We start from the raw sequence: 25,995 nt of genomic DNA, 5'->3' as shown, positions 1-25,995 counted from the left end.
ATATCAGCCTTTGGTCTGTTCGGGCACTTCGTTGCGTGTCAAGCAAGCGGCTATGAATCCGATACCGAGTATTAGCGCCAGCATAACAAAGGTAAGCGGGTAGCTGTTCATTCGCATGGACTGGATCGAAATAATAGGCCCCAGGCTCGTTCCCGCAAATAAGATAAACGTATACACCGATACCGCAATGCCCCGCGATTGGCCGCCAAGCTGGCCGACGATCGATATCAGAGAAGGCGTCGCAATGGCGATACCCGCGATAAAGATCACACTTACAATAACGAGCAGCGGCAGAATGGAGATTAATCCTAAAGAAGCTAAAGCAATCATAGCTAACAATAACCCTCCTCTCAATACTGACAGCGCTCCGAAACGCCCAGCAAGCCGCCCAGCAAAGGGCGAGACAAGCATCCCCAATACACCAAAGGAGCGAACGTATAAAATCTCCTGTTGGCTCAGCCCGAATGTCGAGCTGCTCAAATACGAACCAAGTACAGTCGACATGCTAACAAAGGACATCAGCAAAACAAACGCCGCCAAATAAGCGAATAGCAGGTTTTTACGGGCAAACACTTTTCTTATGTTCCGAATGGGCTCCAAGATGCTGGCACCGGCATGCTGAACCTCACCTTTCGGAAGGAACTTCATAACAAGAATAGCGGTAACCATATAGACAACTGCCAGTAAATAAAATATCGCATTCCATCCATAATGCTCGCTGATGATCCCGCTTACGACTTGCCCGACAATACCGGCAACCAGAAAGCCCGTGCTTATAAATCCGATTGCCGTCACTCTTTTTTGCGCCGGGTACATCTCCACTGCATAAGCAAGTGCAACTGGAGAGAACGTCGCTGCAGCCGCACCTTGTAATCCCCGAAGTACGATCATCCAGGAAAATCCTTGGACCATGCCGAGCAGCAATGAAATCAAGGTTAGGGCAATCAAGCCGATAAAGATCACTTTCTTGCGGCCATACTTATCGGATACTGCGCCATATACGAGACAGCCCAAGGCAAATCCCAAAGAGAACACACTTCCTGCAGTTGCAGCCTGCGTGGATGATACCCCAAAGGTATCCGAGAACATAGAAATGAGAGGAATAGTAACGTACAGGCTAGACATGACCACCATGCCTGCCCAGCACAAAATAGCTGTCATGATGGAATAATTTCGTTTGGCTTGATTAGCCATTGTGGCTTGTGTCATAAGAACACCTCTTTCTTGATGATTATTATTTTGTGTTGCGGGCATTGCCAAAACATTCATTTGATCTGTATTGAAATACGCTTCAGTATTTATGGATATCTCCTCTCAATTTAATAAGATAATCTAACTATATATCCAGAAAAGGCTGCCATTCTCTTCCCCGTACGCTTCTCCATGCCTCAGACACTTTTAATTCATTTTAGTAAGATAACCTAACTAGTTGGTCAAAAAAATTATCGCCCTCCCCCCATGCGTTTCTCCACGATACCATGCAGTTTAATCAACATCTTTTCGGCGATTATTCGCTCCTCTTCGGTCAAGTCATCGAACAAAGAAGCGCAAGTGGACCAAAAGGTTGGAAGAACTTGCTTCACCAATGCGCGACCTTCCTCCGTGATGCTCACATGGATCATGCGGCGATCTACATCACTTTGATTGCGGGCGATCCATTTCCTCTTCTCCAGCCAGTCGAGCAATGCAGTTACCGAGGCCCGCCTGATTCCCAGTCTGTCTGCAAGTCCTGAAGGAGTAATAAGCTCTCTCCCATCATGCAATACGAGCAGAAGCAATAAATCCAGCTTACTCTCTGTAATGCCGAAAGGAGATAAATCGAGATCCATGACATCTAGAACGTTGTCACTGAGCCACAGCATAAGCAGCCCCATATGAGCCGATTTACGTTCCGTAGCTTGGGCAGCCGTCTTATTCATGAGTTCCAAATAAGGCTCTACTCCGAGTGCAGGCAGTTGTTGATCCATCATATGCTCTTTCGTTCTTTTTTTTCTCATTCCATTCCCCTTCGCATTTGATTAGAATATCTAACTAATTGAAATTTATCATAAATGATGAGACTTTGCAATACAAAAGGCTTAACCCCGCTAATCTCCAAGGATTAAGCCTTTTATTATTGAACTGTATGTTTCAACTGTTGCACATCACTAGTTGAGCGTTAGTCCCTATCATTTTGAATAATACTATTGTCCGTACCTTGATCCTTAATATCTTTCGGCTTATTATTTTTGAATCGATTTTCCAACACGAGGTTAGCTGTATGAGACGGATGAATAAATACGCCGTTGTTCCTGTTTTTCTCGACTTTATTTTGCTGAATATCATTGAAGTCTGACATGATCGACAAGCCGCTTTGACGATTGTTTTTGATCTTGTTATTGAACGCCATATTGTAATTAAAGGTAAATTGCAATCCATTGAGACGATTGTCTCTGATCACCGTGTCAATCATGTAGTTATTCGTAGAGCGGGCGAAGATTCCGTTATTCCCGTTGCGCTTAATCTTGTTGTCCAGATAGAGGTTATTGTCCGACCCGCTAATCATCATTCCATCTCTCTTATTGCCAGTTATCAGATTGCCTGCAATGGCATTATGGAAGCCGAGAGCGATTTCTATCCCGTATAAATAATTGTTACGCAGCTTGTTTCTCAGGACCCACGTTCCAATGGAATCATCAATCTGAATTCCGTTGCCCGCCTCTGTTCTTCCGATCCGTTCAATCTTGTTCCTCATGAGCAGATTGCCTTCTGAATGATTCACGAATATGCCAAAAGGTTTTATCTCCCCAGTAACTCCCCTCATTCCGCTGATTTCATTTTTCAAGATGCGATGGGATTTTCCGTTCAAAATTCGAATGCCGCCGGAAACATAGTTCTTGATCCTGAACCCGTCAATCTCCACGCCTGCAATGTCATCCAACACGAACGCCTCCAGCAAACTTTGCTTTCCGTCGAGCACCGCGCGATGCTTATGCTTGGCAACGATACGGAGGTTGTTTTTATTGCCGCGTATTCTCACGGTTTCATTATAAATGCCCTTATGAACTAAAATAACGTCCCCTTCGTTCGCCGAAGCCACCGCATCTTGAATGGCCGTCGGACTGCCCGGGAACACATCTATGATCGCCACTCCTATCACCCCTGCAAGTCAGAATGTGTACGGTCTGTTATTAGTAAATTCTTATGGGTGTGATAGCGGAACAGGCGGGTGACTAAAGGGGCCCGCTTTTTTGAAGCTTCTCGGTGATCTAAGAATAGGATTCAAAAGTACAACAAAAAAAAGCTGCCGTTATAACGGCAACTTTTGTTATTGCATAACTTGTAGCACTGCTAAGCTAGCCGGTCCATTTATCTATAATGTCAGGCTCTTCATCGACCAGGCTTCTACATCCCATGTTTTAGTTACCCAGTCCATATAAAAATCAGGCTCATGAGAGACCAGAACAACAGTGCCTTTGTAAGCCTTTAACGCTCGCTTCAATTCGGCTTTGGCAACGACGTCCAAATGGTTTGTCGGCTCATCGAACAAAATCCAATTGCTCTCTCGCATCATCAGCTTGCACAGACGAACCTTCGCTTGCTCTCCGCCACTGAGCTGATTGAGCGAGCGTGTAATATGCTCATTCTTTAGGCCGCAGCGGGCTAGCGCAGCCCGGACCTCATGCTGGTTCATAAAGGAAAACTCATCCCATACATCCTCAAGCGGAGTCATGGTCGGTGCCTTGGCTTCCTGCTCGAAGTAAGCAGGAGATAAATAATCGCCTAGATACGTTTTGCCCTCCAGTGGAGAGATAACGCCAAGAATCGTCTTTAAGAGCGTTGATTTCCCGACGCCGTTGCAGCCTACGATGGCAATCTTATCGCCTCGTTCAATGACCATATCCATCTTGGGAAGGAGCGGCTTATTGTAGCCAATGACCATACCCTCTGCCTCAAATACGGTCTTCCCGCTCGTTCTGGACTCTTTAAAGTTAAAGGTCGGCTTTGCCGCCTCCTCCGGCTTGTCGATACGATCGATACGGTCGAGCTGCTTCTCGCGGCTCTTCGCACGCCCGGAGGTTGAAGCGCGCGCCTTATTTTTTTGAATGAACTCCTCTTGCTTCTTAATATAATCCTTTTGTCTCTCGTATGCGTCGATGTGCTGCGCTTTGTTCAATTCAGCCATTTCCAGAAACTTCTCATAATTAGCCGAGTACCGCGTCAACTTCGTAAATTCAAGATGATAGATAATGTCGACGATCTGATTCATAAAGCCTGTTTCATGAGAAATAAGCACAAACGCATAAGGATAGTTTTTCAAATAGTTCGTCAGCCAGTTAATATGCTCCTCATCCAAATAGTTCGTAGGCTCGTCAAGCAATAAGACTCCCGGCTTCTCAAGCAGCAGCTTGGCGAGCAGAACCTTCGTCCGCTGTCCGCCGCTAAGCGCAGTAACGTCGCGGTCAAGCCCGATCACATTAAGGCCTAAACCATTGGCCATTTCATCGATCTTCACGTCGATCAAATAGAAATCCCCAATTTCAAGCTCCTCTTGAATTTCCCCCATACGCTCCAGAAGCTGATCCAATGTATCCGAATCGGCATCGCCCATTTGCGCAGTAATATTGTTAAGCTCCTCTTCTAATACGAGTAAAGGCAAAAACGCATCCTTCAAGACGTCCCGAATGGTTTTACCTGCTTCAAGCTTCGTATGCTGATCCAAATAACCGTAACGAACGCGAGGCGTCCATTCCACCTTGCCTTCGTCCTTCAGCAGCTTGCCAGTCAAAATATTCATAAGCGTGGATTTCCCTGTACCATTCGCGCCAACCAGCCCGACATGCTCCCCCTCAAGCAAGCGGAAGGATACATTTCTAAACAATACCCGATCGCCAAACGTATGTGATAATTGCTCAACCGTTAACAAACTCATTTTTCTCTATCTCCATTCATGTATGCACCTAAATTCAATACTTATATATCCCTTGATTTGCTCGTATCATTGTAACATATAAATGTTTAGCCGGCTTGAAGCTGAACGATAACCACATATGGATAATGCCTCAAACTAATTTTTAAAAAAACACTTGAAAATCCGTTAATTCCTAGTATAATACTCGGTATAAAGAGCTGCAACGATTGGAGCTGTTGATTATGTCCTATACGAATAAAGCTATCGCGTCAAATTGGGTCGATGACCATTTGGACCTTTACAATTTTGCGGTATCCATCGGCGATACGGCATGGCAACAGCATATATCGCAAAAGCTGCGCGACAGCGACCGTCATATCCAAGAGGAAATCGCACATCATGTTCGAATGGAGTTATGGCTGCGCTTTGACAGCATCAATCAAAAAATGCTGGAGCTATACGAACAGCTCAGAAGCGCCAATCATTCGGAAAGCGAGAAGCTTCAGCTTCAAGAGAAAGTATTAGAAATTAAAATCCAGAGGGTAAACATCTGTAATAAACTTAAGGCTCAATATACGACTAGACAGTCGTAGGACCTAAAATAAACACAAAAAAAGCCGGCATGCAGCGATCTGCTTTGCCAACCTATGTACCATCCTGTTTCATATCGCATGCAGGTGACTGCTCTGCAAGATCACGCTCCATTGCTGTGAATGGCCAGATTCTCAGCAATTACATGGACACTTGTTCCATTTCACGCATCATTTTCATCATCATCGTCATCATTTCATCGCATTCCTGCATTTTCATCATCATCATGTTCGTATCCATGCCATCCATCATGTTCATTTCCATCATCTTGTCCATCATCATCTTCATGGAATTCATCTTGCACATAACTTCGTCCATACACATCGTCATCATCATCTGCATTGCCATATTTTCCACCTCTATTCATCTCCTTTTATTTCCTACATGTAGAAGATACTATAGTCCGCTCTCATTTTCAATACTTTTTTACAAAAAAGTATTTCTTTTCATTTTCAAATATGATATAAATAAGTTTTGCCCTCAAATTCTAACTAAGCCGCTTGGTATAATTAACTTATGAATTCCTCTCATTTGACCTCCAGATTTATCTCATGAATATTCCCTCCCCACTAAGACATTCTCTTGAAGACCAGAACGAGCCCCTTCTATAAATAGGAAACAAAACATGATTAGACCACCCAAATACGGGGTAAGTTAAAGTGGACTCGCATGCAGAGCTTTGCTTAATCCAACAAAAAAACCAGCCTGCAGCGACCATAAAGTCGCTCAGGCTGGTATTAACGAAATAACCGCTCATTGGATACTTGATTGAGACTGTACGTTAGGAACGAACGGACTGGCGCCAGATGATGGATGCGCCGATCTTGACGGTTTCGCGATTGACGTTGCCTTTGATCAGCTCCAGCAGCTCCTTGGCTGCCAGGAAGCCGCTTTCGTAACGCGGAATCTTGATCGTCGTCAGTCCCGCCAGCGCAGCAGCATCGGAATCATCGAAGCCGGTAATCGAGATATCACGCGGTACGGAGATCCCGTGTTCCTCGAACGCCTTGATCGCGCCGATCGCCATATTGTCGTTCGCGCAGACCAGCACTTCCGGGTAATCGTTGCTCAGAATCATCAGCTTGGCCGCCTGGTAACCACTCTTCTCCCGGTAATTGCCGTGGTAATAATACGACTGGTCGAAGCCGATCCCATTCGCCTGCAGTGTATCCATGAAACCGGAGAACCGCTCCTTATTATCCAGCGTCCCAGCTTGTCCGCCCAGGAAGCCAAAGCGCTTCAGCCCTTTGTCCACGAGCGACTGCACAAGCTGGCACATGACCGGATAATTGTCGACGATGACGCTTTTTGTATTTTTATTGTCGTTATCGAGCACCCTGTCCATAAGCACCACCGGGAATTCCGACTTGGCCACCGCTTGGAAGTACTCGTCCGATAAGCTTCCATCCAGGCTAATCGTACCCCGTGCGAAGCTGCTCTTTAGGAAGTTGTCGCTAGATTTATTGGTGCAAATGATGAGATCGTACCCGTTTTCGTTCAAACAAGTGCTGACCCCTTCGATAATTTTCAAATAAAATTCGCGATCAAAATCGCTGAATATAAAAACAATCCGTTTATCTTTATCCGATTTAGGTTTTTTCGGCGAAGCATCGTGCACATAGCCCTGCTCTTCGCAGATCCGCAGGATGCGCTCTCTTGTTTCTTGCGATACGTTTTTCCGTCCGTTCAGTACGTTGGATACGGTCGAAATAGATACGCCCGTCAGCTGGGCAATCTCTTTCAAACTGCTCATCCATAAACCTCCTCATCAAATTCCGTAAGTAAAACTTATTATAACACTTTACAACCGTTTTACCTACACATTTCAACAGCAATATAATTGCCAAAACCATTGAAACGACAGGAACCGTTGAAATCAATCACATTTTGCGATTAGTAAAATGAATCTCTGTTTTACTTACTATTATAGTCTACATTTTACTTAAAACAACTACATTTTATTAAGTAAAATATCTAAATTTCATAAGTTTTTTATTGACTTCTTCACCTGTCGGTTTATAATCAATGGTACATCCATCAAAAGGGGGACCTTACAAGTGACAAATGTAAAGCGCTTTATTTCCATCATGATCAGTTCCGTTATGCTACTTACCATCCTCGCCGCTTGTGGCGGGAACAATACCAATAACGGCGGTTCGAACGGCGAAGGCGGAGCTGCGAAGCTTCCGAAGATTTCGTTGTTCCAATCCAAAGTTGAGATCGCAGACCAACTGGAAGCGATGGCCAAGAAGTATAAGGAAGAAACAGGCAACGAAATCGACGTATGGGGCTCCGCAGGCGACAACTACCTGACTCAGCTTCAAGCGAAGATGAATGCAGGCGAAGGCCCTACGATCTTCGGCGTTCAGCCAGGCGCAGAAACAACCAAATTCCAGTCGTACTACTACGACATGAGCAATGAATCTTACGTAAAGAACATCGCTCCGAATATGGACGTGAAGATTGACGGCAAGAACATCGGTGTACCGATTGGCGTAGAAGGCTTCGGCTTCGTCTACAACAAGGACCTTGTCGACCCTGCCAAAATTACCGACCTTGCATCCTTCAAGGCTTTCCTGGAAGAAAGCAAGTCCAATGGCATTAACGGCTTCAGCCTGTCCCAGGAAGCATACTTCCTGATCGGACACATCCTGAACACGCCTTTTGCGCTTCAACAAGATCCTGTTGCGTTCATCGATCAGTTGAACAAAGGCGAAGTGAAGATGGCTGACACGAAGGAATTCCAAGAATTCGCCCAATACATGGAAGCTATCCGCGAATCGGCGAAAAACCCGCTTGAAGTGACGTACGATACGCAAATGGGTGACTTCGCAACTGGCAAGACAGCAATTGTACACCAAGGCAACTGGAGCTATGGCATGCTGCAAGACTACAAAGACATCAATGCTGGCATGATGGCTATGCCGCTTGCAGGCAACACGAAGCTGGCTGTAGACATCCCTGCGATCTGGGTTATCAACAACAAAGCGTCCGCTGATCAAATCAAAGCGGCTAACGCATTCTTGGAATGGTTGTACAACAGCGAGACAGGCAAAAAAATCATCGTAGACGAATTCAAATTCATTCCTGCGATGACGAATATCGAAACAAGCAGCCTGGATCCGCTTTCCCAAGCGGTATCCGAAGCTACAGTGAGCGGCAACACGATTCCTTGGGCTCTGACTTACTTCCCGCAAGGCATCATCCAGAACGATCTGGCTCCTGTCACACAAGAATTTTTCCTGAACAAGTCCATGACTGGCGCTCAATTCCTTCAGAAGCTTGATGAAGTATGGGCAAAAGCACCTAAGCAATAAGCCTAACGCCATACCGGCAACAGTTGATTTACGGAAAACTAACCTGGCGTGGCCAGGTTAGTTTTCTCTCTTTGACCAACCAACCGTACGGACCGAAATTACTCCGAAATGAGTGAATGCATATGAAAGCGAGCAAAAATAGAGCCTGGTACGCTCTATTTACAGCACCTCTGCTGACCATCTTTTCCATCGTTGTCCTCATCCCCTTTGCCATAGGCATTTATTACTCCTTCATTAGCTGGGACGGTATCCCGGCCAATCCGAAGGTGTTTGTAGGTTTCGACAACTACGTCCATATCTTCCAGGACGACCGCTTCTTGAAGTCGGCTTGGCTGACGATTAAATTTACATTTTTAGCTCTTATTATTGTCAATGTGATGGGCCTTGCCCTGTCTCTGCTTGTAACTTCCAAGCTGCGCACCAGCAATATCGCAAGAACGCTATTCTTTATGCCGAACCTGATCGGCGGCCTGATTTTGGGTTATATCTGGAAGTTTATCTTTACCGATGTGTTCAAATATCTTGGGGAAAACACCGGCATGGGCGGCGTCTTCTTCAACTGGCTCCTCAATCCCGATTATGCCCTGTATGCGATCGCGGTCGTATTCGCATGGCAGATGGCGGGTTATACAATGATTATCTATATTGCGGGAATTCAAGGCATTCCCGACGACATGATGGAAGCAGCGAAGGTCGACGGTGCCAATGCTTGGCATAGACTGACCAAGATTATTTTCCCGCTGCTGATGCCATCCTTTACGATTTGCCTATTCTTGACGCTATCCGGCGCATTCAAAATATTCGACGTTAACCTGTCGCTCACCGGCGGCGGTCCGATCAACTCCACGGAAATGTTCGCCATGAACATTTTCACCGAAATTTTCGGATATAGCCGTTACGGTATCGGTCAAGCGAAAGCGATTATCTTCTTCGTAATTGTAGCCGCAGTAACGCTCGTTCAGGTGTACATCACGAAGAAAAGAGAGGTGCAGATGTAATGAAGAATACAAGCAAATGGATTCTGGAAGTATTGCTTGTCGTCATCGCTATCCTCTTCTTGTCTCCGATCTACATCATGATCGTGAACTCATTCAAGACACGCTCCGAGCTGTACGAGAACGCACTTGCGCTTCCATCCTCCTTCAGCTTCGAGTATTACGCGCAAGCGATGGAGAAGATGAACTTCCTGACAGCGTTCGGCAACTCATTGTTCGTTACGCTCGTCTCTCTCGTGTTCATCGTGGTTCTGTCATCCATGACAGCCTGGATGCTCGTCCGTACGAACAATAAGCTGAGCCAAATTATATTCATGGTGCTCGTATCGACGATGCTCATTCCATTCCAGACACTCATGATGCCACTCATGCAGGTCATGGGCTGGATCGGGACGAATCTGCATATCCCAATGCTCAATACGCACGGCGGCCTGATCTTCATGAACGTGGGCTTCCATGCCAGCATGGCTATCTTCCTCTATCACGGCTTTATCAAGTCGGTGCCGATTGCGCTTGAGGAAGCAGCGACACTCGACGGCTGCAGTAAGTTCGGCGTATTCTGGCGCATCGTATTCCCGATGCTGAAGACGATTACCATTACCGTTGCGATTCTCGACGTCATTATGATGTGGAATGACTACCTGCTTCCATCCCTGACGTTGTCGGACAAAGGCTTGCGTACGATCCCGCTCTCCACGTTCTACTTCTTCGGAGAGTTCACGATTGTGTGGAACCTGGCGATGGCCGGCTTGACGCTATCCATCATCCCGGTAGTTATCTTCTATTTCATCGCACAAAAACACATCATCAAAGGGGTCGCCGAAGGCGCAGTGAAGTAAGGCAGGAGGAATGGACCGCATGAATAACTGCGTAATGAAAGAAGGAGATTTGTTCTGTCTGACAAGGCCAAACGGCGATATGACCGACGGCTCGGAGGACGGCTATGGACTCTATGCAAAAGATACTCGCTTCCTGAGCGAGATGGAATTCAGAGTGAACGGAGAGCCGCCACAGCTGCTCTCCTCCCATCTGGACCGAAGCTACTATACCAAGCTTCGGCTCATGAACCAGACCAAAGACGTAGGCGCGATGGAACTCATACGGGAACGTTATATCTATAACGGATCGTTGCATGAACGGATTACGGTAACGAACTTTTTCCCGGATGCCAGACCTGCCGATATCGATATGTTGTTTGGTGCGGACTTTCAGGATATGTTCCTCGTTCGCCGCTACCGTACAGGTGAAGTCGGCCATATCCGTCACGCAGAGTACAACAAGGACGGCATGACATGGCAATATTCAGGAAAAGACGACATAGAGCGCTTCATTCATATTCAGTGGGATTCGGAGCCTGCCGACGTGAATGAAGCCGGACATGTCCGGTTCTGCCGGGTATTGCAGCCGCACGAGTCGGTATCAGTTCATTTAATGATAACGCCGTCGTGGGAGACCCTTAACAAGCCATCCCTCCCCCCTTTCGCGGACGGACTGGCAGCTCTTGCTGAGAGCTATCGTGCTTGGACTGAGGATACGATGACCGTCGAGACGGATCATCCCGCATTCCAGCGCGTATTCAGTCGCAGCGTGCAAGATTTGAAGATGCTATTATCCGATTACGGACACGGCGAGATGCCGACAGCTGGCCTGCCATGGTTCGCAGCGCCTTTCGGCAGAGACAGCCTGATTACCTCCCTCTATATGCTGATGCTTCAGCCAGAGACAGCTAAGGCGACCTTGCGGACACTGGCGGCTTGGCAAGGCACCCAGTATGACGCGACACGGGACGAGCAGCCGGGCAAAATCATGCATGAAATGCGCTTCGGCGAGCTGGTCGCAACAGGTCAATCCCCGTTCGGCCCATACTTCGGCACCGTCGATGCGACGCCCCTCTTTCTCGTCGTTCTCGCTGAATATGTGAAGTGGACGGGCGATCTGGAGCTAGTCAAGGAATTAACTCCCGCCGTCTTGAACGCGCTGGCATGGATCGATGAGAATAGCGAGCAATATGGCGGCTTCCTCTCCTACCATCAAGAGGCGGAACAAGGCTTCCCGAATCAAGGCTGGAAGGATTCGCCGAATTGCATCGTCCATCCTGGCGGCGAGTTGGCCTCCTCCCCGATCGCGCTAAGTGAAGTGCAGGGCTATGTCTATTACGCCAAGGTGCAGCTTGCGGCAATCTATGACGGGCTAGGAGACACGGGGCTTGGGGCGAAGCTGCGCAAAGAGGCTCAAGAATTGCAAGAGCAATTCGAATCCCGCTACTGGATGAAGGATGAACAGTACTACGCCATCGCGCTGGAGCGTGACCGTAACCCGGTCCATTCCGTCACATCCAATCCCGGCCATTTGCTCTTCTGCGAGCTGCCGGAGACTGGACGCGCTGCGATGGTCGCGAAACGCCTGAGCTCTCCTGATATGAATGGAGGCTTCGGCATCCGCACGATGAGTACGAATGCCGCCGGTTATTATCCGATGAGCTATCATAACGGAAGCGTATGGCCTCATGATAATGGATTTATCCTGCTCGGATTAAGCCGCTTAGGTTATGAAGCCAATGCGGTGCAGCTAATCGACAGCCTGCTGGAAGCATCCCGTTCGTTCGCGGACGCAAGGTTCCCTGAGCTGTTCTGCGGCTATGCCAATGAAGGCGAAGGCGTCGTCCCTTATCCGACGACATGCTCGCCGCAAGCCTGGTCTGCGGCTGTATCGATCGTCATCGTACAGACGGCGCTGGGACTATTCCCGGATGCGCTAAGCCGCTCCATTAAGCTGCAGCCGGCGCTGCCAAGCGGCATGAACCGGCTCAAGATCGAACGTATACCGATTGGCGAAGGCCATCTTAGCATAGAAGTACAACGAATAACGACGAATGATGACCTGCATGTGAAAGTGCTCAGCAATACAACGGGCTATGCGGTTGAAGTTGGAAAGGGTAGATAACAACATGAACAAAACATGGTGGAAAGAAGCGGTCGTCTATCAAGTATATTGGCGCAGCTTTTATGACAGCAATGGCGATGGATACGGAGATCTGGAAGGCGTCTATCAGAAGCTCGATTATATCCAAAGCTTGGGTGCAGACGTGATTTGGCTCAATCCGTGCTACGAATCGCCTGACGTGGACAATGGCTACGACATTGCGGATTATCGCTCCATTATGGCAAAGGCGGGAACGATGGCTTCCTTCGACAAGCTGCTGTCAGCCGTGCATGATCGCGGTATGAAGCTCATTATGGACCTGGTCGTGAACCACACGTCGGATCAGCATGCCTGGTTCAAGGAGTCCCGTTCTTCAATCGACAATCCGAAGCGCGACTATTACATCTGGCGTAAGGAAGCGAACAACTGGCGCTCCTACTTCGCTCCGTCCGCTTGGACGCATGACGAAGCCACGGGCGAATACTACTTCCACTCCTTCTCCTCTGAGCAGCCGGATCTGAACTGGGAGAACGAGAAGGTTCGCGAGGAAGTATATAGCTTGATGCGGTTCTGGCTGGACAAAGGCATTGACGGCTTCCGTATGGACGTCATCAATCTGCTGGCCAAGATTCCGGGCTTCCCGGACGCGGACAACCCTGCCGATATTTCCTATCTGGGCAACAACCCGGGGATTCACGAATATTTACAGGAAATGCATGAGAAAGTGCTTAAGCACTATGATGCATTTACCGTCGGCGAGATCCCGTTCGTTAATCCGGAGGACGGCCTGCTGTACGTTGGCGAGGACCGCGGCGAATTGAATACGATGTTCCACTTTGAAGTATGCGACTATATGGCCCATTGGGACATGCAGCGCTTCAAGCAGATTCAGGCTCGCTGGTATGACGGCTTGTGGGGCAAAGGCTGGAACTCTCAGTTCCTGAACAACCATGACCATACGCGCGTCGTGACGCGCTTCGGCAACGATGCCGAATACCGGGAGCAATCGGCAACCTGCTTCGCCACGCTCATTCATACTTTGCCTGGCATGCCTTATGTGTACCAAGGTGAAGAGATCGGCATGACGGGCATCCGCTTCTCCTCCATCGACGAATATAACGATATCTCGATGAGGAACAAGTATAAGGAAGAAGTCGGCAAGGGCCGTGACCCGCAGGAAGTGCTGAAGGAGCTTCAGCATCTGTCGCGCGACAACTCGCGTACGCCGATGCAATGGGACAGCTCAGCGCAAGGCGGCTTCACGAATGGGCAGCCATGGATCGGCGTCAATCCGAATCATAAGGAAATCAACGTCGAGCAAGCTTTGGCGGACCCCCATTCCGTATTCTATTACTACAAGAAGCTCATCGAGCTGCGCAAGCGCAATGAAGTGATGGTATACGGCAGCTTCACGACTCACTTAAATGACCATGAGCAAATTTATGCTTATACCCGTACGCTCGGCGACGAGTCTTGGCTAGTGCTGCTGAACATCTCGGAGCAGAACGCAACCGTCAATACGGCTGATTGCGGCGCAGAGAAGCTGGGCGATATCGTCATCAGCAACCATTCCGCAAGAACCAATCAAGACATCGTGATCGAACTGCAGCCTTACGAGGCTGTCGTTTACCGCGTATAACAATACCCTAAAGCCCGCAAGGCGGACACATCATTGTGTTCCTCTTGCGGGCTTTTTTTGCTGTGTCACTCACCGTTTCCCACCTTAATTCCTGCTTAATGGCATAGTTGAAGTTTATCGAATGTTAAGTTATTCGTAATCCCCTTTTTAAAACCATGCGCTATGCTGGCAACAAGACTGGAATACGACACAAATAATGGAGAGAACCAATCATGAGAACATTCGAAGCTATTGTTATCATCGCAAATGTTGTTGTACTGGCTCGTCTGATGTGGATGAGCAGAGGGCTCACAAAGTGGAATGCGGGATTAGCAGGGGCGGCAGGCTTGCTGACGGCGTTGCAGCTTTTTACAGAAGGCTACAGGTGGCAGATGGTTCCCGCTTATTTAGCGCTCCTCATCATTGCGCTGCGCATCTTGATTCGTCCTCACCGTGTGAGTGTATCTTCATCGTGGAAGATGCGATCGGTCAAGGGCATCCTGCTCCTTCTCTATACGGCAGCCGCGGTCCTGCCGCCCATTCTCGTTCCCGTTTTCTCCTTCGGCAAGCCTACAGGCCCCTATGAGATTGGGACAGCTACCTATTACTTTATGGATGACGATCGAGAAGAGCATTATACCGATGATCCCGATGACAAAAGAGAGCTGGTCGTACAGCTCTGGTATCCGAGCCGCACTGGGAGCACAGAGTCCAAAGCGCCCTATGTCGCGCATCCCGCGGAGCTTGCAGCCGGATTAAGCCAGACTCAAGGCTTCCCCTCTTTCCTGTTCGGGCATTTAGGTCTAGTCACAACCAACGCCAGAGTAGAGGCGGCCGTATCGGAGCAGCAGGATGGTTGGCCGTTGCTCATCTTCTCGCATGGCATGGGCTCGTACCGCAATTCAAGTACATTCCAGTTTGAAGAGCTCGCCAGCAATGGCTATTTGATTGCCTCTATCGATCATACTTACGATGCTGCGGCGACGGTATTATCCAATGGCCGGGTCGCACCCTCCCTCACCCAGATGGATGCAGGACTGTCCCTGCTTGATTCCCATATTTCATTATGGGTTGAAGATGTCCAGTTTGTAATGGATCAGCTTGAAGAGTGGAATGGGGACCATGACAGTCTATTCTATAACCAGATAAACATGAGCCAAGTCGGCATGTTCGGCCATTCCTACGGCGGCGCAACTGCCATGCAGATCCTGATGAAGGATGACCGCTTCAAAGCCGCGATCAATCTGGACGGCGGACTATATGGAGACCTCGCTCCGGATACCGGAGCAGGCAAGCCGTTTATGCTTTTTAATGCGGATGAGACCGAAAAGTATTTCAATGATGCACATATAAATGAATCTGATTTCCCTGAAGATACAAAAGAAATCTTAATCGAAATCAGCAAGCGCAGAGAATCGGCGCTTACTGGCGGGGGGTATTCGGTTACGATTCCTGGGACGAATCATATGAGTTTTACTGACTTCAATTTGTTTTCCCCGCTGCTGCCGTCCAAGACTCATGATTCATTAAATTACCATAGTCTCACGAACGAAATCTGCCTTCTCTTTTTCGACCAGTATATCAAAGAAGATAAAAAGGCTTCGATGAACCGCATTGCAACCAAATATCCGACCATCAACTTCAAGCAGCACTAGTAGATGGCTTAGAGCTGCGGATTCTGATAAGCCATAGTGCATGTCTGTCCCCCGCAGCACTCTGCAATTTCAATAAGGCCGGGGAAGAGAAGCCCGGCCATTATATTCCCCTCCACGCTTCTTGAAGCCGCTTCACTCCCTCTTCCATATCCGACTCGTTTATTCCCGCAAATCCGAAATACACATTCGGATAGTTCCCTTCAACTATCCCCTCCATCATCCACATCTGCCGAAAATCATAGATACGCACACCAGCTTGCGCTGCCAGCTCCATCAATTCGGATGCTTTGCAATCCGTCCGTAATTCCACTTGCAGATGCAGTCCCGCGCTATGCCCGGTAATTCGAATCCGGTCGCCGAAGCCGCTCTCCAAGAGCTCGATCAACCGATGATGCTTCCTGCGGTACACATTGCGCATCCGGCGAATATGGCGATACCAGTGTCCTTGCTCAATGAAAGCCTTCATCGCAAGCTGGTCGATCGTCGACGGGATCATCAATAGATGGCTGATGGATGTTAACCGGGATGACAATGACCTCGGCAGTACCATATAGTTCATGCGCAGCGCCGGGGTGAATGCTTTGGAGAACGTGCCAATATAGATTACCCGTCCATGGCGATCCAGGCTTTGAAGCGAAGGGATTGGCTTGCCTTGATAACGGAACTCTCCGTCATAATCATCCTCGATTATATAGGAGCCTGTCGCATTCGCCCAATCTAACAGTCTCTCCCGCTCCGCATAAGGCATTACGCATCCGGTGGGGAACTGATGGGAAGGCGTCACATACACGGCCTCGGCTCCGCTGCGTCTCACTGCCTCAACCTTAATGCCCTTTTCTCCTACTGACACAGGAACCACTTGAAGCCCTTCATGCAGGAACTGCTCACGTACACGACGGAAACCAGGCTCCTCCATCGCCACGCTGCGGATGCCGTCCAGAAGCGCGGTTATCATTCGAATACTGTTGGCAATGCCGACGCTGACCACGATTTGATCGGGCGTACATTCCACACCTCTCGCCTGCCCCACATATTCAGCCAGCACGACGCGCAGGCCGTACTCCCCTTGAAGATCGCCATAGCCGCAATAGCTGCCTACGCTGCCCTCCAGCGTCTCGTGAATCACCTTCTTCCATGCGCGCACGGGGAAGAAGTCACGATCTACAGCCGCCGGATCGAAGTCGATCTCAATTGAATGCAGAGGTGCAGGCGTGTCTCTAAGCGGCGAGCTCGATGCTGGCTGCCTCACACCTCCTTGCTTGCGCGTACCTTTCATCTCGGCCGTATGATTCGGCGACAGGGCGTACAATCCCGATCTGGGCTTGCTCATGACGTATCCTTCCACTGTGAGCATCTGATACGCCGTCTCGATCGGCGTCTTGCTGCAATTCAGCTGCGCTTGCAGCGAACGGACGGACGGCAGCTTCGTGCCGTTTGGAATCATGCCGCTTCGTATGTGATTGCGGAGCTGATTGTACAGCTGCATATATTGAGGCTGATCGGACTGATCGGATATAATCACTTCAATCATATGAAGTCCCCTCTTCAATCTGTCTCTTTAATTACTATAATTCTGACCATTCTATAGGAGTCAGATTCATTATAAAATAGGATTAACAGCGCAACAATGATTCTATACACCGTTAACCATTAACGTCTTTAAGGAGGACTTAACATGCTGACTTCATCTGAAGTGCGGGGCTATCTGAATCGCCTTAGCCTTTCCGATATAGATAAACCTACACTCCCCTACCTGTTCCAGCTGCATCGCGCCCATGTGGAGCAGCTATCCTGGCAGTCCATCGACATCTTCGCCGGACGTCCTGCATCCATCGATCCGAGGCAATCGCTGGAGCTGATCTTGAACGGACGCAGCGGCTATTGCTTTCATCTGAACGGAGCCTTCAGCCTGCTGCTTCGCACGCTCGGCTATGACGTCTCCTGGCATAGAGCAGGCGTTCAGCCCATGGGGGAAGCGCCTCGCGTGAACGGCTTCCATCTTGCGCTTACCGTATCATTGTCAGATGATCAATCACAGGAGACACGCTGGATTATCGATGCCGGACTGGGCGATATGCCTTATGAGCCTTTGCCGCTCGTACATGATGTTTATCATCAAGGACCATACACGTACAAGCTTCTCCAATCGGAAGTCGCTGCGGGAGGCTGGCGGCTGGAGCATGACCCGAATGCCACCTTCTCAGGCGTGGACGTCGCTCCTGAAGTCATGGACGATATCTCTGCTTTTCTTCCTCAGCACAAGCACTACAGCACCTCGCCGGAATCGCCTTGGGTCAATACCTTCCTGCTTCGCCATCGGCATGCGGGCGGCAGCAACGAGCTTCGGGGCTGTGTGTGGGCACAGCGGGACGAGCACGGAATCAAGAAGATCGAGCTTCAGACACAATCGCAATGGCTTGACGTACTCGGCGATGTCTTCGGTGAGAAACTGGTCGCCTACGATCAGACAGCCCGTGATGCGTTGTGGAAGAAGAACGTTAAGTTGCATGAAGAGTGGAAGCGGCAGAGAGAAGCTGCGAAGTCATAATAATAAACCCGCTGTCGGCGTCTTCGCCAATAGCGGGTTATATTCATGTATAGATAAAGCTGTCAATTCATCCTTAATCCCAGCGCGTGAGCACAATCGGCCCATCCTTCGTAACTGCAATCGTATGCTCGAATTGCGCGGACCATGAGCCGTCCATCGTGCGGGCTGTCCAGCCGTCGCGGGCAATATAGACATCAGCCTTGCCGGATGTAATGATCGGCTCTATTGTAAGCACCATGCCTTCCTCCAGCTTGACACCCTGTCCCGGCGGTCCGTAATGCTCGACATTGGGATATTCATGCATCTGGCGTCCGATGCCATGACCCACGAACATGCGAACGACATTATAGCCTTCCCGTTCCGCACGCACCTGCACCGCATGCCCGATGTCTCCGATATAATTGCCCGGCTGAGCCAGCTTGATGCCTTCCTGCATCGCTTGCTTTGCCACGCGCAGCAGCTTCTCCGTCGCAGCGGTCGACCTTCCGATAATATACGTCCAGGCGGAATCCGCCTTCCATCCGTTCACGTCGGCCACCATATCAATTGTCACAATATCCCCGGATTCCAGCGGCTCCGTATCGGGGAACCCGTGGCAGACCACATCATTGACTGACGCGCAAGTCGCATACGGGTAGCCTTTGTACCCCTTCTGCGCAGGTGTGGCGCCGCGGTCCAGCATGAACCGTTCAACGAACCGGTCAATCTCCCTTGTCGTCACCCCTGGAGCAAGTCGCTGTGACAATGCCTTATGGCATGCCGCAACGATCCTTCCTGCCCTGCGAATCCCCCTGATATGTTCGCGGGTCTTTAATTCCACCGCCATGTGCGTACCTCCTTCTTAGTCGTGGATAACAGAAATTGGGAGTATATGCTATACCCTATTCCACGAACGAAGAACTCATGCAAGGCATTGGCGGCGATTCCGCAAAAGTTTCTAGAACTTGGATCAAAACAAACCTAACCATGCACCTCAAGCAGCTTGTTCTTCTCTTTGAACCGGTCATTATGGGAAGATACATAGGCGTATGGATTCGCTTCCGGCTCCAGATATACCTTAGCGCTGTTCAGAGCAACAATGGCATCTGTGAACGTACCCGCGATCAATCCAACTTTACTGTCGTGACCGACAAAATCACCCGCTCCGAACACCCCGGCAATATTCGTCTCCATCTTCGAAGTGACATTCGCCTTCCATTCCCCCATATCAAAGCCCCAGTTGCGAATCGGCCCGAAGTCCGACCTCATCCCATGATTGACGATGACAGCATCGACATCAAGTCGGATCTCTTCCTCTGTCTCGATATGCTTGATTAACACCTGGCCGATCGACTGCCCATCTGTACTATACAAAGCATGGAGCGCGTAAGGCGTCCGGACATCAACCGAAGACTCCTTCATCATCGTAACGTTGCGCTCCAATCCTCCGAAGCTGTCCCGGCGATGAACAACCGTGACGCTGGCTGCCACCTTCTCCAGTTCATTCGCCCAATCGACTGCCGAATCTCCGCCGCCGGAGATGAGGACGCGCTTGCCGCGAAATGTCTCCAGATTTTGCACCGTGTAGTAGAGATTCGTCACCTCGTAACGATCGGCCCCTTCAATCTCAAGCTTCGCCAGCTTGCGAATGCCATAGCCGCAGGCCATAATAACGGCACGCGTATAGTGAAGCTGACCGCTCGCCGCCGTCAGAATGAACGTCCCGTCTTCCTGCCGGTCCAGGCCGACGATCTGCTCGCTCATCACAAGCGTCGGATCAAAGGTCATGCCTTGTTGAATAATCTGCTCCAGCAGCTTCTCCGCGCGAATCGGCGGCACGCCGCCTACATCCCACACAATCTTCTCCGGATACAGCAGCATCCGGCCGCCCAACTGATCCTGGGCCTCGATAATCTTTGTCTTCAGCTCCCTCATGCCGCTGTAAAATGCCGTATATAAGCCGGCGGGTCCGCCGCCGATAATCGTCACATCGTAAAGCTCTCTCATGTCTTCCTCCCATGGCGCATATCCACCTGCGCTTCTCTGTACGGTAATGATAATCATTATCTATACTATACCTGAGTTGATAGCAATTCTCAATTTAACCAGAAAATTTTTTTGAACAACAAAAAGGCCTTGCTCCCCAACCTGGGAAACAAAGCCTCGAAATGTTAATCTCATCCGACCGAGGAGTTCATTCTGCCTAGCTCATCCTCCACCAAAGACGTTAGCTCATCCTCATACCCGCCTGTGATGCGGTATTTGCGAATATAATCCTTCACAAATTTCCGCGGGTCCTTAGGCTGGAAAATTCTCGTAAGTTCTTTCAGGCTTTCCTTGACTTCATTCTGGCTATGTTTCGCCATGAAATCTCCTCCCTTATACGATGGATGGTCGTCCTAAACAGCAGTATCCGAGAACGTATGCGGCTCTTACACCGCAAAGAACCCCCTTCGGTGCAGGCAACTCCATGGCCAATGAGTCACAATGTTTTCATTTTTCTTACTATTATATCATTTTGACTCCGAATAAGAAAGTGAACAATTATGTTCCCTTTGTAGATTCGTCTTCGGATTTGGCTTGTTGATCGCCGGAAAGGCCGTCAGAAGGCGGGGAATCGGCGCTGGATTGGACTATCACTGCCAATTTTTCCTTACGCAGCATTCGCAAATACGCGATAACGCCAACGACGCCTACCGCAATGCCGAATACTAATAACAGCGTTGTAATCCAACTCGGCTCCATTTCCCCGCCCTCCATTCCTTTAACCTTATTATCGGTTACATTTTCAACTGGCTTGATATACAAACTGCACAATTTTGTTTCCATATATTTGCTACAATTATATCTAATCTGAAAATAACTGGCAACCAATGCCACTTTCCTTTGGTTACTTCCATTTCCATCGTAACACCCTTTAAATGAGCCGGTACGATCCGCTCCCCCAGGCGAGCAGCTTTCCATCCTCATCCTTCACTTCTGCCTGCAGCGTAAGCGTTCTGCCGCTTCGATGCAATAGCTCCGCTTCGCACAGCAGCAATCCGCTTGATGTACTGGCGAGGAAATGCGTATTCATATTAGCCGTTACTGTCCGCCCCGTCGTCTCCACCAGCATCACTACCAGCCCCATCGCATTATCCATCAGCGACATGAGCACGCCGCCATGGACAATACCAAGCAAATTCAGATGGGATGGAATCAGATCCAGACAAATCGTCGCTTTATTCCCATCCGCTTTTACGACTTCGCAGCCAAGCAGTCCCCAGAACGTCTCCTGAGCGCGTTCGGCGAGACGCGTTAGCTGCCCCGCATCATCCGCCTGCTGCCGAAACCATTTCTCATCCATCTCCTTCATTCCTTATCGTCCCCCAAAGCATCGTCCGATTCCAACTCTTCCTCAGCTAGCTTGCGCCTGAGCACCTTGCCGACCATCGTCTTTGGAAGCGTTTCCCTAAACGAATAGTACTGCGGCACCTTAAAGGCCGCCAGCCGCTCCCGGCACCAGCGGTCAAGCTGGCTGCGCGACACCTGCCAGCCCTCCTTCAGGACGATATAAGCCTTTACCGTTTCCCCTCTATAGCCATCCTTGACACCAAGCACCGCAGCTTCCCGAACGGCAGGATGCTCGAACAGAACCTCCTCCACCTCTCTCGGATAGACGTTGAATCCGCTTGCTATAATGACATCCTTAATCCGATCCATAATTGTAAAATAACCGTCTTCATCCATCGTCGCAAGATCACCCGTCCGAAGCCAGCCATTGCGAAGCGCGTCCTCTGTATCCTTGGGACGGTTCCAGTAGCCCTTCATCACCTGCGGTCCCCGTATCATCAGCTCGCCGAGCTCTCCCGAAGGGAGCAACTTGCCGGATACCGGGTCCATGACAGCGGCGTCTGTATCCGGGAACGGGATGCCAATCGTTCCGATCTTCCGATTCCCCCATATCGGATTGGCATGCGTCACCGGCGTTGCCTCTGTCAGGCCGTAGCCTTCAATCAGCCGCCCGTCGCTTAGCGCCTCGAATTGCTCCTGTACCTCAAGCGGCAATGCAGCGGAGCCGCTAATGCAGACGTTAACGGAAGACAGATCGAATTTTGAAGCATTGGGATGATTAATTAGGGCAACATACATCGTAGGAGCTCCCGGGAAAATAGTAGGCTTCCGTTCGGCTATCGTCTTCAGAACCGTCTCAGTCTCGAACCTCGGCAGCAGAATCAGCGTTCCAGCCTTCAGCACAGACATATTCATCACAACCGTTAAGCCAAATACGTGGAATAGCGGCAGCGCGGCAAGAAATCTCTCCTTGCCGTCCCCAGCCTTATAGCACCATGCGGAGGTCTGCAATGTATTGGCAACGAAGTTGGCATGCGTCAGCATGACGCCTTTGGGCGTCCCGGTCGTGCCTCCCGTATATTGCAGAGCAGCCAGCTCATCGCCTTTCCCCTGCTCCGGCAAGCTCACATTGGGCCCCGTTCCCTTTAGCAAGCTGCGGTATGCGATAACCCCTTGCTTCCCATATGGGATAATGGAGCGAAAGCCCTCTTTCCGCTGCTTGATGGGATACAGCATGTTTTTCGGAAACGGCAGGCCGTCCTTAAGTGAAGTCACAATAATATGTCTCAGCTCAGGAATAGGCCCTTCCTCTGGATTCTCGCCCCGTACGCGAGACAATCGGTCATAGAAGAGATCAAGCGTAATAATCGCGGAAGCGCCGCTATCCTTTAGCTGATGCTCCAGCTCCCGCTCTACATACAGCGGATTCGTCTGGACGACTACTGCTCCCGCGAACAAGACCGCATAATAGGCGATCACTGCCTGCGGACAGTTGGGAAGCATTATCGCAACACGATCTCCCTTGCCTATTCCTCTTACCGCCAGCTCCTTGGCTATTCGGGTGGCCGATGTGTGAAGCTCGCGGTAGGTCACCGTCTTGCCCATGAAGTACACGGCATCATGCTCCGGGAACCGCTTCGCCGAATCCGTCAGAAACTGCCCTATACTGCAGTCTGGATATGCAAGCGTTGAGGGAACCTCCTCCGGATAATGATTCAGCCACGGGCGTACAAAGGGCTGCTCTGCTTCTTCTTGCCTTTCCCCATCGCCAGTCTTTGGTTCCGTCACTTCCTCCAAACCTTCCGCAACCTCCGTCTGCGCTTCACTTCCTGGATCATGGTATGGCTCTGCATGGGATGCCTCACTCGGAATCACATCCGGTTCTGGCTCTTGTTGATGAACATCCCTTTGAACCGCTTCCTGCTCAGGCTCCTGAGGAGGAACCTCGTTCCGTTCCAATTCCAGCGGCGGCTGATCGCTTCTCAGGTCACCAGTCACTTCCGGCTCCTCGTCTGATGCTGCCGCCGGCTCTTGCGGCGCTTCTTCATAATCACTGACCGGCTCTTCCTCACTCAGACCGGATGGCTCCTCTTCCCGTGGCGAATGAGCTTTAACATCCTGCGCAAAATGCCCAGAATCCGTCACATGATCTTCCGCTGGCTGTGCAGGCTCTGATTCGATAGCGGAGGCGGTCTGCGGAAGCCCTTCGGAGCGTGCTTCCTCCTCGGCTCCGGCCTCCTCCTCCTCAGCTGGCGATTGTGCGGGTACAAGCGGGTCTTCAGGTCTATGCGATTCCATGCTGGCTCTCCCCCTCTACACGACATATTGCTCACTTCGAATCACTCGGGCCGCGATCTCCCTCTTCAGTGCGATCGTATTGACGAGCGGCGCCCGCATCAGCTTCTTCAAGACGGACAGCTGCATCTGCAAGCCATCTCCGCTCTCTAGTGCAGCTAGCGCAGTTTTGGCAAGACCTTCTACCTTCTCCATCGCCTCCTGAATGAATACCTCGGTCATCGCCTGCGCAAGCCCCGCTTGCTCCGCGTCCTTGCTTTCGTTCCTGCCCAGCAACTTCTGCGCCCGCAGCAAGACGCTCTCCATTGCGAATGTCTGTATCATCAGGTCGGCTAATACGCATAGCACCTCCTGCTCTTCTTCCAGCCGAAGCCCAAGCTTCTGAACAGCCAGCCCGCCGATGGCGAGGAATGTTTTTTTCGCTTGGCCCACCCGGTAGGCTTCCTTCTCCAGCGGCCCGCCGAATGCCGGCAGCGGCATCGGCTGCAATAGCTGGCCCTGCAGCGCCTGGGCGCTTTGAAGCAACGGAAGCTCGCCCTTCATTGCCTTCTTCAGCAGCGTGCCGGGAATAAGCATGCGATTGATTTCATTCGTGCCTTCGAATATGCGGTTAATACGGGAGTCCCGATAGATTCGCTCTACCTTGTATTCCCGGATATACCCGTACCCTCCGTGAATTTGCACCCCCTCATCAACGACGGCATCCAGCGTCTCCGAAGCAAATACTTTCACCATCGAGCATTCAATCGCATATTCGCTGATCGCTTTGGCGGCTCTTCTGCCCGCGTCGGCGGCTGACGACTCGCTCTCCTCTCCCGCTTCCTCATCGGAGAGCCTGAGCGTATCATCGATAAATCCCGCTGTGCGGTAGAGCAGGCTCTCCAGCGCGAACGTGCGAATATTCATATCCGCGAGCTTCGCGGCGATCAGGGGAAAGCTCGATATCGCCTGCCCGAATTGCTTGCGCGTGTTGGCATAGCTGGAAGCGAGCTCGATCGTCTCCTTGGAAGAACCGAGACATGCGGCACCCAGCTTGAAGCGTCCGATGTTCAAGATATTGAAGGCAATATGATGTCCCTTCCCTACCTCTCCCAGCACATGGGAGACTGGAACGGCAACATCCTCGAAGAAGAGCGGGCAGGTTGACGATCCCTTAATGCCCATCTTATGCTCCTCGGGACCGACACTGAACCCCGGTGTCTCCCGTTCAACAATAAAAGCAGTGAACTTCTCGCCATCCACCTTTGCATAGACGATAAAGAGGTCAGCGAATCCCGCGTTCGTAATATACAGCTTGGAGCCATTCAGAATATAATGGTTCCCGTCACCTGACAGCTTCGCTGTTGTCCGGGCGCCAAGCGCATCGGAGCCCGATGCAGGTTCTGTCAGGCAGTAGGCCGCAATCTTCGCTCCCGTAGCGAGGTCCGGCAAATACTTGCTCTTCTGTTCAGGCGTTCCGAAAAATACGATCGGCAGCGTCCCGATACCGGTATGCGCGCCTACCGACAGCGCGAAGGAAGAGGAACGCGCCAGCGTCTCCGCCAGCAAAGTCGTGCTGACCTTATCCAGCCCGATGCCGCCGTACGCCTCCGGGATATCGGCGCCGAGCAGCCCCAGCTCTCCTGCCTTCCGCATCAGCTCCACCGTCAGCTCATAATTCAGCGCCTCAATCTCCGCATCCTTCGGAACGAGCTCTGTCTCCAGGAACTGCATGGCGGCATCATGCATTAATCGTTGTTCTTCCGTGAAATCCTCGGGCGTCACGACCGCTTCCGGCTTGCTGTCCTCGATTATGAACCGTCCGCCGAATCGTCTCGTATCCGTCATGCCAATGCCCTCCCTATAGCTAGC

General features: G+C 50.4%; 22 protein-coding genes. 8 read left to right on the top strand and 14 right to left on the bottom strand.

The annotated features are described in order from the left end of the window. Positions 1-3: 3 nt before the first annotated feature. The 4 genes from AC0YNW_RS08605 to AC0YNW_RS08590 form a co-directional block, all read right to left on the bottom strand. Entirely contained in the window at positions 4-1,209 is a 1,206-nt protein-coding gene (locus tag AC0YNW_RS08605) for an MFS transporter (RefSeq protein ID WP_475831583.1), read from the bottom strand. Between the two features lie 233 nt (positions 1,210-1,442). Further along, the gene (locus AC0YNW_RS08600) at positions 1,443-1,997 is read right to left on the bottom strand and encodes a MarR family transcriptional regulator (protein WP_475831582.1); all 555 of its coding nucleotides are present in this window, start codon (positions 1,995-1,997) and stop codon (positions 1,443-1,445) included. A 161-nt stretch (positions 1,998-2,158) separates the two neighbouring features. Continuing rightward, the gene (locus tag AC0YNW_RS08595) at positions 2,159-3,130 is read right to left on the bottom strand and encodes a right-handed parallel beta-helix repeat-containing protein (protein ID WP_475831581.1); all 972 of its coding nucleotides are present in this window, start codon (positions 3,128-3,130) and stop codon (positions 2,159-2,161) included. A gap of 222 nt (positions 3,131-3,352) precedes the next feature. Next, positions 3,353-4,912 (bottom strand): ABC-F family ATP-binding cassette domain-containing protein, encoded by a 1,560-nt coding sequence (locus tag AC0YNW_RS08590; RefSeq protein WP_475831580.1) that lies wholly within the window; start codon positions 4,910-4,912, stop codon positions 3,353-3,355. 206 nt (positions 4,913-5,118) lie between these two features. Between AC0YNW_RS08590 and AC0YNW_RS08585 the strand changes: the two genes are divergently transcribed. Further along, positions 5,119-5,484, top strand: coding sequence for a hypothetical protein (locus AC0YNW_RS08585; RefSeq protein WP_475831579.1), 366 nt, complete (start codon positions 5,119-5,121; stop codon positions 5,482-5,484). A gap of 139 nt (positions 5,485-5,623) precedes the next feature. Here the strand turns inward: AC0YNW_RS08585 and AC0YNW_RS08580 are convergent, their stop codons facing one another. After that, positions 5,624-5,830, bottom strand: coding sequence for a hypothetical protein (locus tag AC0YNW_RS08580; protein ID WP_475832189.1), 207 nt, complete (start codon positions 5,828-5,830; stop codon positions 5,624-5,626). 433 nt (positions 5,831-6,263) lie between these two features. Continuing rightward, on the bottom strand, positions 6,264-7,235 hold the full coding sequence (locus tag AC0YNW_RS08575) for a LacI family DNA-binding transcriptional regulator (RefSeq protein WP_387470441.1): 972 nt from the start codon (positions 7,233-7,235) through the stop codon (positions 6,264-6,266). Between the two features lie 304 nt (positions 7,236-7,539). Between AC0YNW_RS08575 and AC0YNW_RS08570 the strand changes: the two genes are divergently transcribed. The 6 genes from AC0YNW_RS08570 to AC0YNW_RS08545 all read left to right on the top strand — a co-directional run bounded on the left by AC0YNW_RS08570 (position 7,540) and on the right by AC0YNW_RS08545 (position 15,989). Further along, on the top strand, positions 7,540-8,799 hold the full coding sequence (locus AC0YNW_RS08570) for an ABC transporter substrate-binding protein (protein ID WP_387470443.1): 1,260 nt from the start codon (positions 7,540-7,542) through the stop codon (positions 8,797-8,799). A gap of 122 nt (positions 8,800-8,921) precedes the next feature. After that, positions 8,922-9,797, top strand: coding sequence for a carbohydrate ABC transporter permease (locus AC0YNW_RS08565; RefSeq protein WP_387470445.1), 876 nt, complete (start codon positions 8,922-8,924; stop codon positions 9,795-9,797). Then, positions 9,797-10,633, top strand: a complete 837-nt coding sequence (locus AC0YNW_RS08560) for a carbohydrate ABC transporter permease (protein ID WP_387470447.1) — start codon at positions 9,797-9,799, stop codon at positions 10,631-10,633. The genes AC0YNW_RS08565 and AC0YNW_RS08560 overlap by 1 nt, the downstream gene beginning before the upstream one ends. A gap of 19 nt (positions 10,634-10,652) precedes the next feature. Continuing rightward, positions 10,653-12,737, top strand: coding sequence for an amylo-alpha-1,6-glucosidase (locus AC0YNW_RS08555; RefSeq protein ID WP_475831578.1), 2,085 nt, complete (start codon positions 10,653-10,655; stop codon positions 12,735-12,737). 4 nt (positions 12,738-12,741) lie between these two features. After that, on the top strand, positions 12,742-14,355 hold the full coding sequence (locus AC0YNW_RS08550; protein WP_475831577.1) for a glycoside hydrolase family 13 protein: 1,614 nt from the start codon (positions 12,742-12,744) through the stop codon (positions 14,353-14,355). A gap of 212 nt (positions 14,356-14,567) precedes the next feature. After that, positions 14,568-15,989, top strand: coding sequence for an alpha/beta hydrolase family protein (locus AC0YNW_RS08545; RefSeq protein ID WP_475831576.1), 1,422 nt, complete (start codon positions 14,568-14,570; stop codon positions 15,987-15,989). A 100-nt stretch (positions 15,990-16,089) separates the two neighbouring features. Here the strand turns inward: AC0YNW_RS08545 and pdxR are convergent, their stop codons facing one another. Next, positions 16,090-17,520, bottom strand: coding sequence for a MocR-like pyridoxine biosynthesis transcription factor PdxR (gene pdxR / locus AC0YNW_RS08540; protein ID WP_475831575.1), 1,431 nt, complete (start codon positions 17,518-17,520; stop codon positions 16,090-16,092). A 144-nt stretch (positions 17,521-17,664) separates the two neighbouring features. Here pdxR and AC0YNW_RS08535 point away from each other — a divergent pair, with 144 nt between their 5' ends. Continuing rightward, a complete protein-coding gene (locus AC0YNW_RS08535) occupies positions 17,665-18,537 on the top strand; it encodes an arylamine N-acetyltransferase family protein (protein ID WP_475831574.1) in 873 nt (290 codons plus the stop codon). A gap of 73 nt (positions 18,538-18,610) precedes the next feature. On the opposite strand, the gene map is transcribed toward AC0YNW_RS08535, so the two are convergent. The 7 genes from map to AC0YNW_RS08500 all read right to left on the bottom strand — a co-directional run bounded on the left by map (position 18,611) and on the right by AC0YNW_RS08500 (position 25,971). Continuing rightward, entirely contained in the window at positions 18,611-19,363 is a 753-nt protein-coding gene (gene map, locus AC0YNW_RS08530) for a type I methionyl aminopeptidase (protein WP_475831573.1), read from the bottom strand. 134 nt (positions 19,364-19,497) lie between these two features. Then, positions 19,498-20,523 carry an NAD(P)/FAD-dependent oxidoreductase gene (locus AC0YNW_RS08525; protein ID WP_387470461.1) on the bottom strand — a complete coding sequence of 342 codons (1,026 nt, stop codon included), beginning with the start codon at positions 20,521-20,523 and terminating at the stop codon, positions 19,498-19,500. Between the two features lie 170 nt (positions 20,524-20,693). Further along, entirely contained in the window at positions 20,694-20,882 is a 189-nt protein-coding gene (locus AC0YNW_RS08520; RefSeq protein WP_119597648.1) for a hypothetical protein, read from the bottom strand. A gap of 178 nt (positions 20,883-21,060) precedes the next feature. Further along, entirely contained in the window at positions 21,061-21,261 is a 201-nt protein-coding gene (locus AC0YNW_RS08515; RefSeq protein WP_475831572.1) for a hypothetical protein, read from the bottom strand. A 172-nt stretch (positions 21,262-21,433) separates the two neighbouring features. Next, positions 21,434-21,871 (bottom strand): PaaI family thioesterase, encoded by a 438-nt coding sequence (locus AC0YNW_RS08510; protein ID WP_475831571.1) that lies wholly within the window; start codon positions 21,869-21,871, stop codon positions 21,434-21,436. Then, positions 21,868-23,637, bottom strand: coding sequence for a long-chain-fatty-acid--CoA ligase (locus AC0YNW_RS08505; RefSeq protein ID WP_475832188.1), 1,770 nt, complete (start codon positions 23,635-23,637; stop codon positions 21,868-21,870). The genes AC0YNW_RS08510 and AC0YNW_RS08505 overlap by 4 nt, the downstream gene beginning before the upstream one ends. 525 nt (positions 23,638-24,162) lie before the next feature. Then, entirely contained in the window at positions 24,163-25,971 is a 1,809-nt protein-coding gene (locus AC0YNW_RS08500; protein WP_475831570.1) for an acyl-CoA dehydrogenase family protein, read from the bottom strand. Positions 25,972-25,995: the final 24 nt, after the last annotated feature.

It is taken from the genome of Paenibacillus sp. J31R120 (assembly GCF_056269225.1).
This window is presented reverse-complemented; position numbering and strand designations above follow the sequence as displayed.

Coding starts and splice junctions, on each gene's coding strand:
- AC0YNW_RS08605 (WP_475831583.1), bottom strand. CDS start 1,209: ATGACACAAGCCACAATGGCTAATCAAGCCAAACGAAATTATTCCATC.
- AC0YNW_RS08600 (WP_475831582.1), bottom strand. CDS start 1,997: ATGAGAAAAAAAAGAACGAAAGAGCATATGATGGATCAACAACTGCCT.
- AC0YNW_RS08590 (WP_475831580.1), bottom strand. CDS start 4,912: ATGAGTTTGTTAACGGTTGAGCAATTATCACATACGTTTGGCGATCGG.
- AC0YNW_RS08580 (WP_475832189.1), bottom strand. CDS start 5,830: ATGGCAATGCAGATGATGATGACGATGTGTATGGACGAAGTTATGTGC.
- AC0YNW_RS08575 (WP_387470441.1), bottom strand. CDS start 7,235: ATGAGCAGTTTGAAAGAGATTGCCCAGCTGACGGGCGTATCTATTTCG.
- AC0YNW_RS08565 (WP_387470445.1), top strand. CDS start 8,922: ATGAAAGCGAGCAAAAATAGAGCCTGGTACGCTCTATTTACAGCACCT.
- AC0YNW_RS08560 (WP_387470447.1), top strand. CDS start 9,797: ATGAAGAATACAAGCAAATGGATTCTGGAAGTATTGCTTGTCGTCATC.
- AC0YNW_RS08555 (WP_475831578.1), top strand. CDS start 10,653: ATGAATAACTGCGTAATGAAAGAAGGAGATTTGTTCTGTCTGACAAGG.
- AC0YNW_RS08550 (WP_475831577.1), top strand. CDS start 12,742: ATGAACAAAACATGGTGGAAAGAAGCGGTCGTCTATCAAGTATATTGG.
- AC0YNW_RS08545 (WP_475831576.1), top strand. CDS start 14,568: ATGAGAACATTCGAAGCTATTGTTATCATCGCAAATGTTGTTGTACTG.
- pdxR (WP_475831575.1), bottom strand. CDS start 17,520: ATGATTGAAGTGATTATATCCGATCAGTCCGATCAGCCTCAATATATG.
- AC0YNW_RS08535 (WP_475831574.1), top strand. CDS start 17,665: ATGCTGACTTCATCTGAAGTGCGGGGCTATCTGAATCGCCTTAGCCTT.
- map (WP_475831573.1), bottom strand. CDS start 19,363: ATGGCGGTGGAATTAAAGACCCGCGAACATATCAGGGGGATTCGCAGG.
- AC0YNW_RS08525 (WP_387470461.1), bottom strand. CDS start 20,523: ATGAGAGAGCTTTACGATGTGACGATTATCGGCGGCGGACCCGCCGGC.
- AC0YNW_RS08520 (WP_119597648.1), bottom strand. CDS start 20,882: ATGGCGAAACATAGCCAGAATGAAGTCAAGGAAAGCCTGAAAGAACTT.
- AC0YNW_RS08515 (WP_475831572.1), bottom strand. CDS start 21,261: ATGGAGCCGAGTTGGATTACAACGCTGTTATTAGTATTCGGCATTGCG.
- AC0YNW_RS08510 (WP_475831571.1), bottom strand. CDS start 21,871: ATGAAGGAGATGGATGAGAAATGGTTTCGGCAGCAGGCGGATGATGCG.
- AC0YNW_RS08500 (WP_475831570.1), bottom strand. CDS start 25,971: ATGACGGATACGAGACGATTCGGCGGACGGTTCATAATCGAGGACAGC.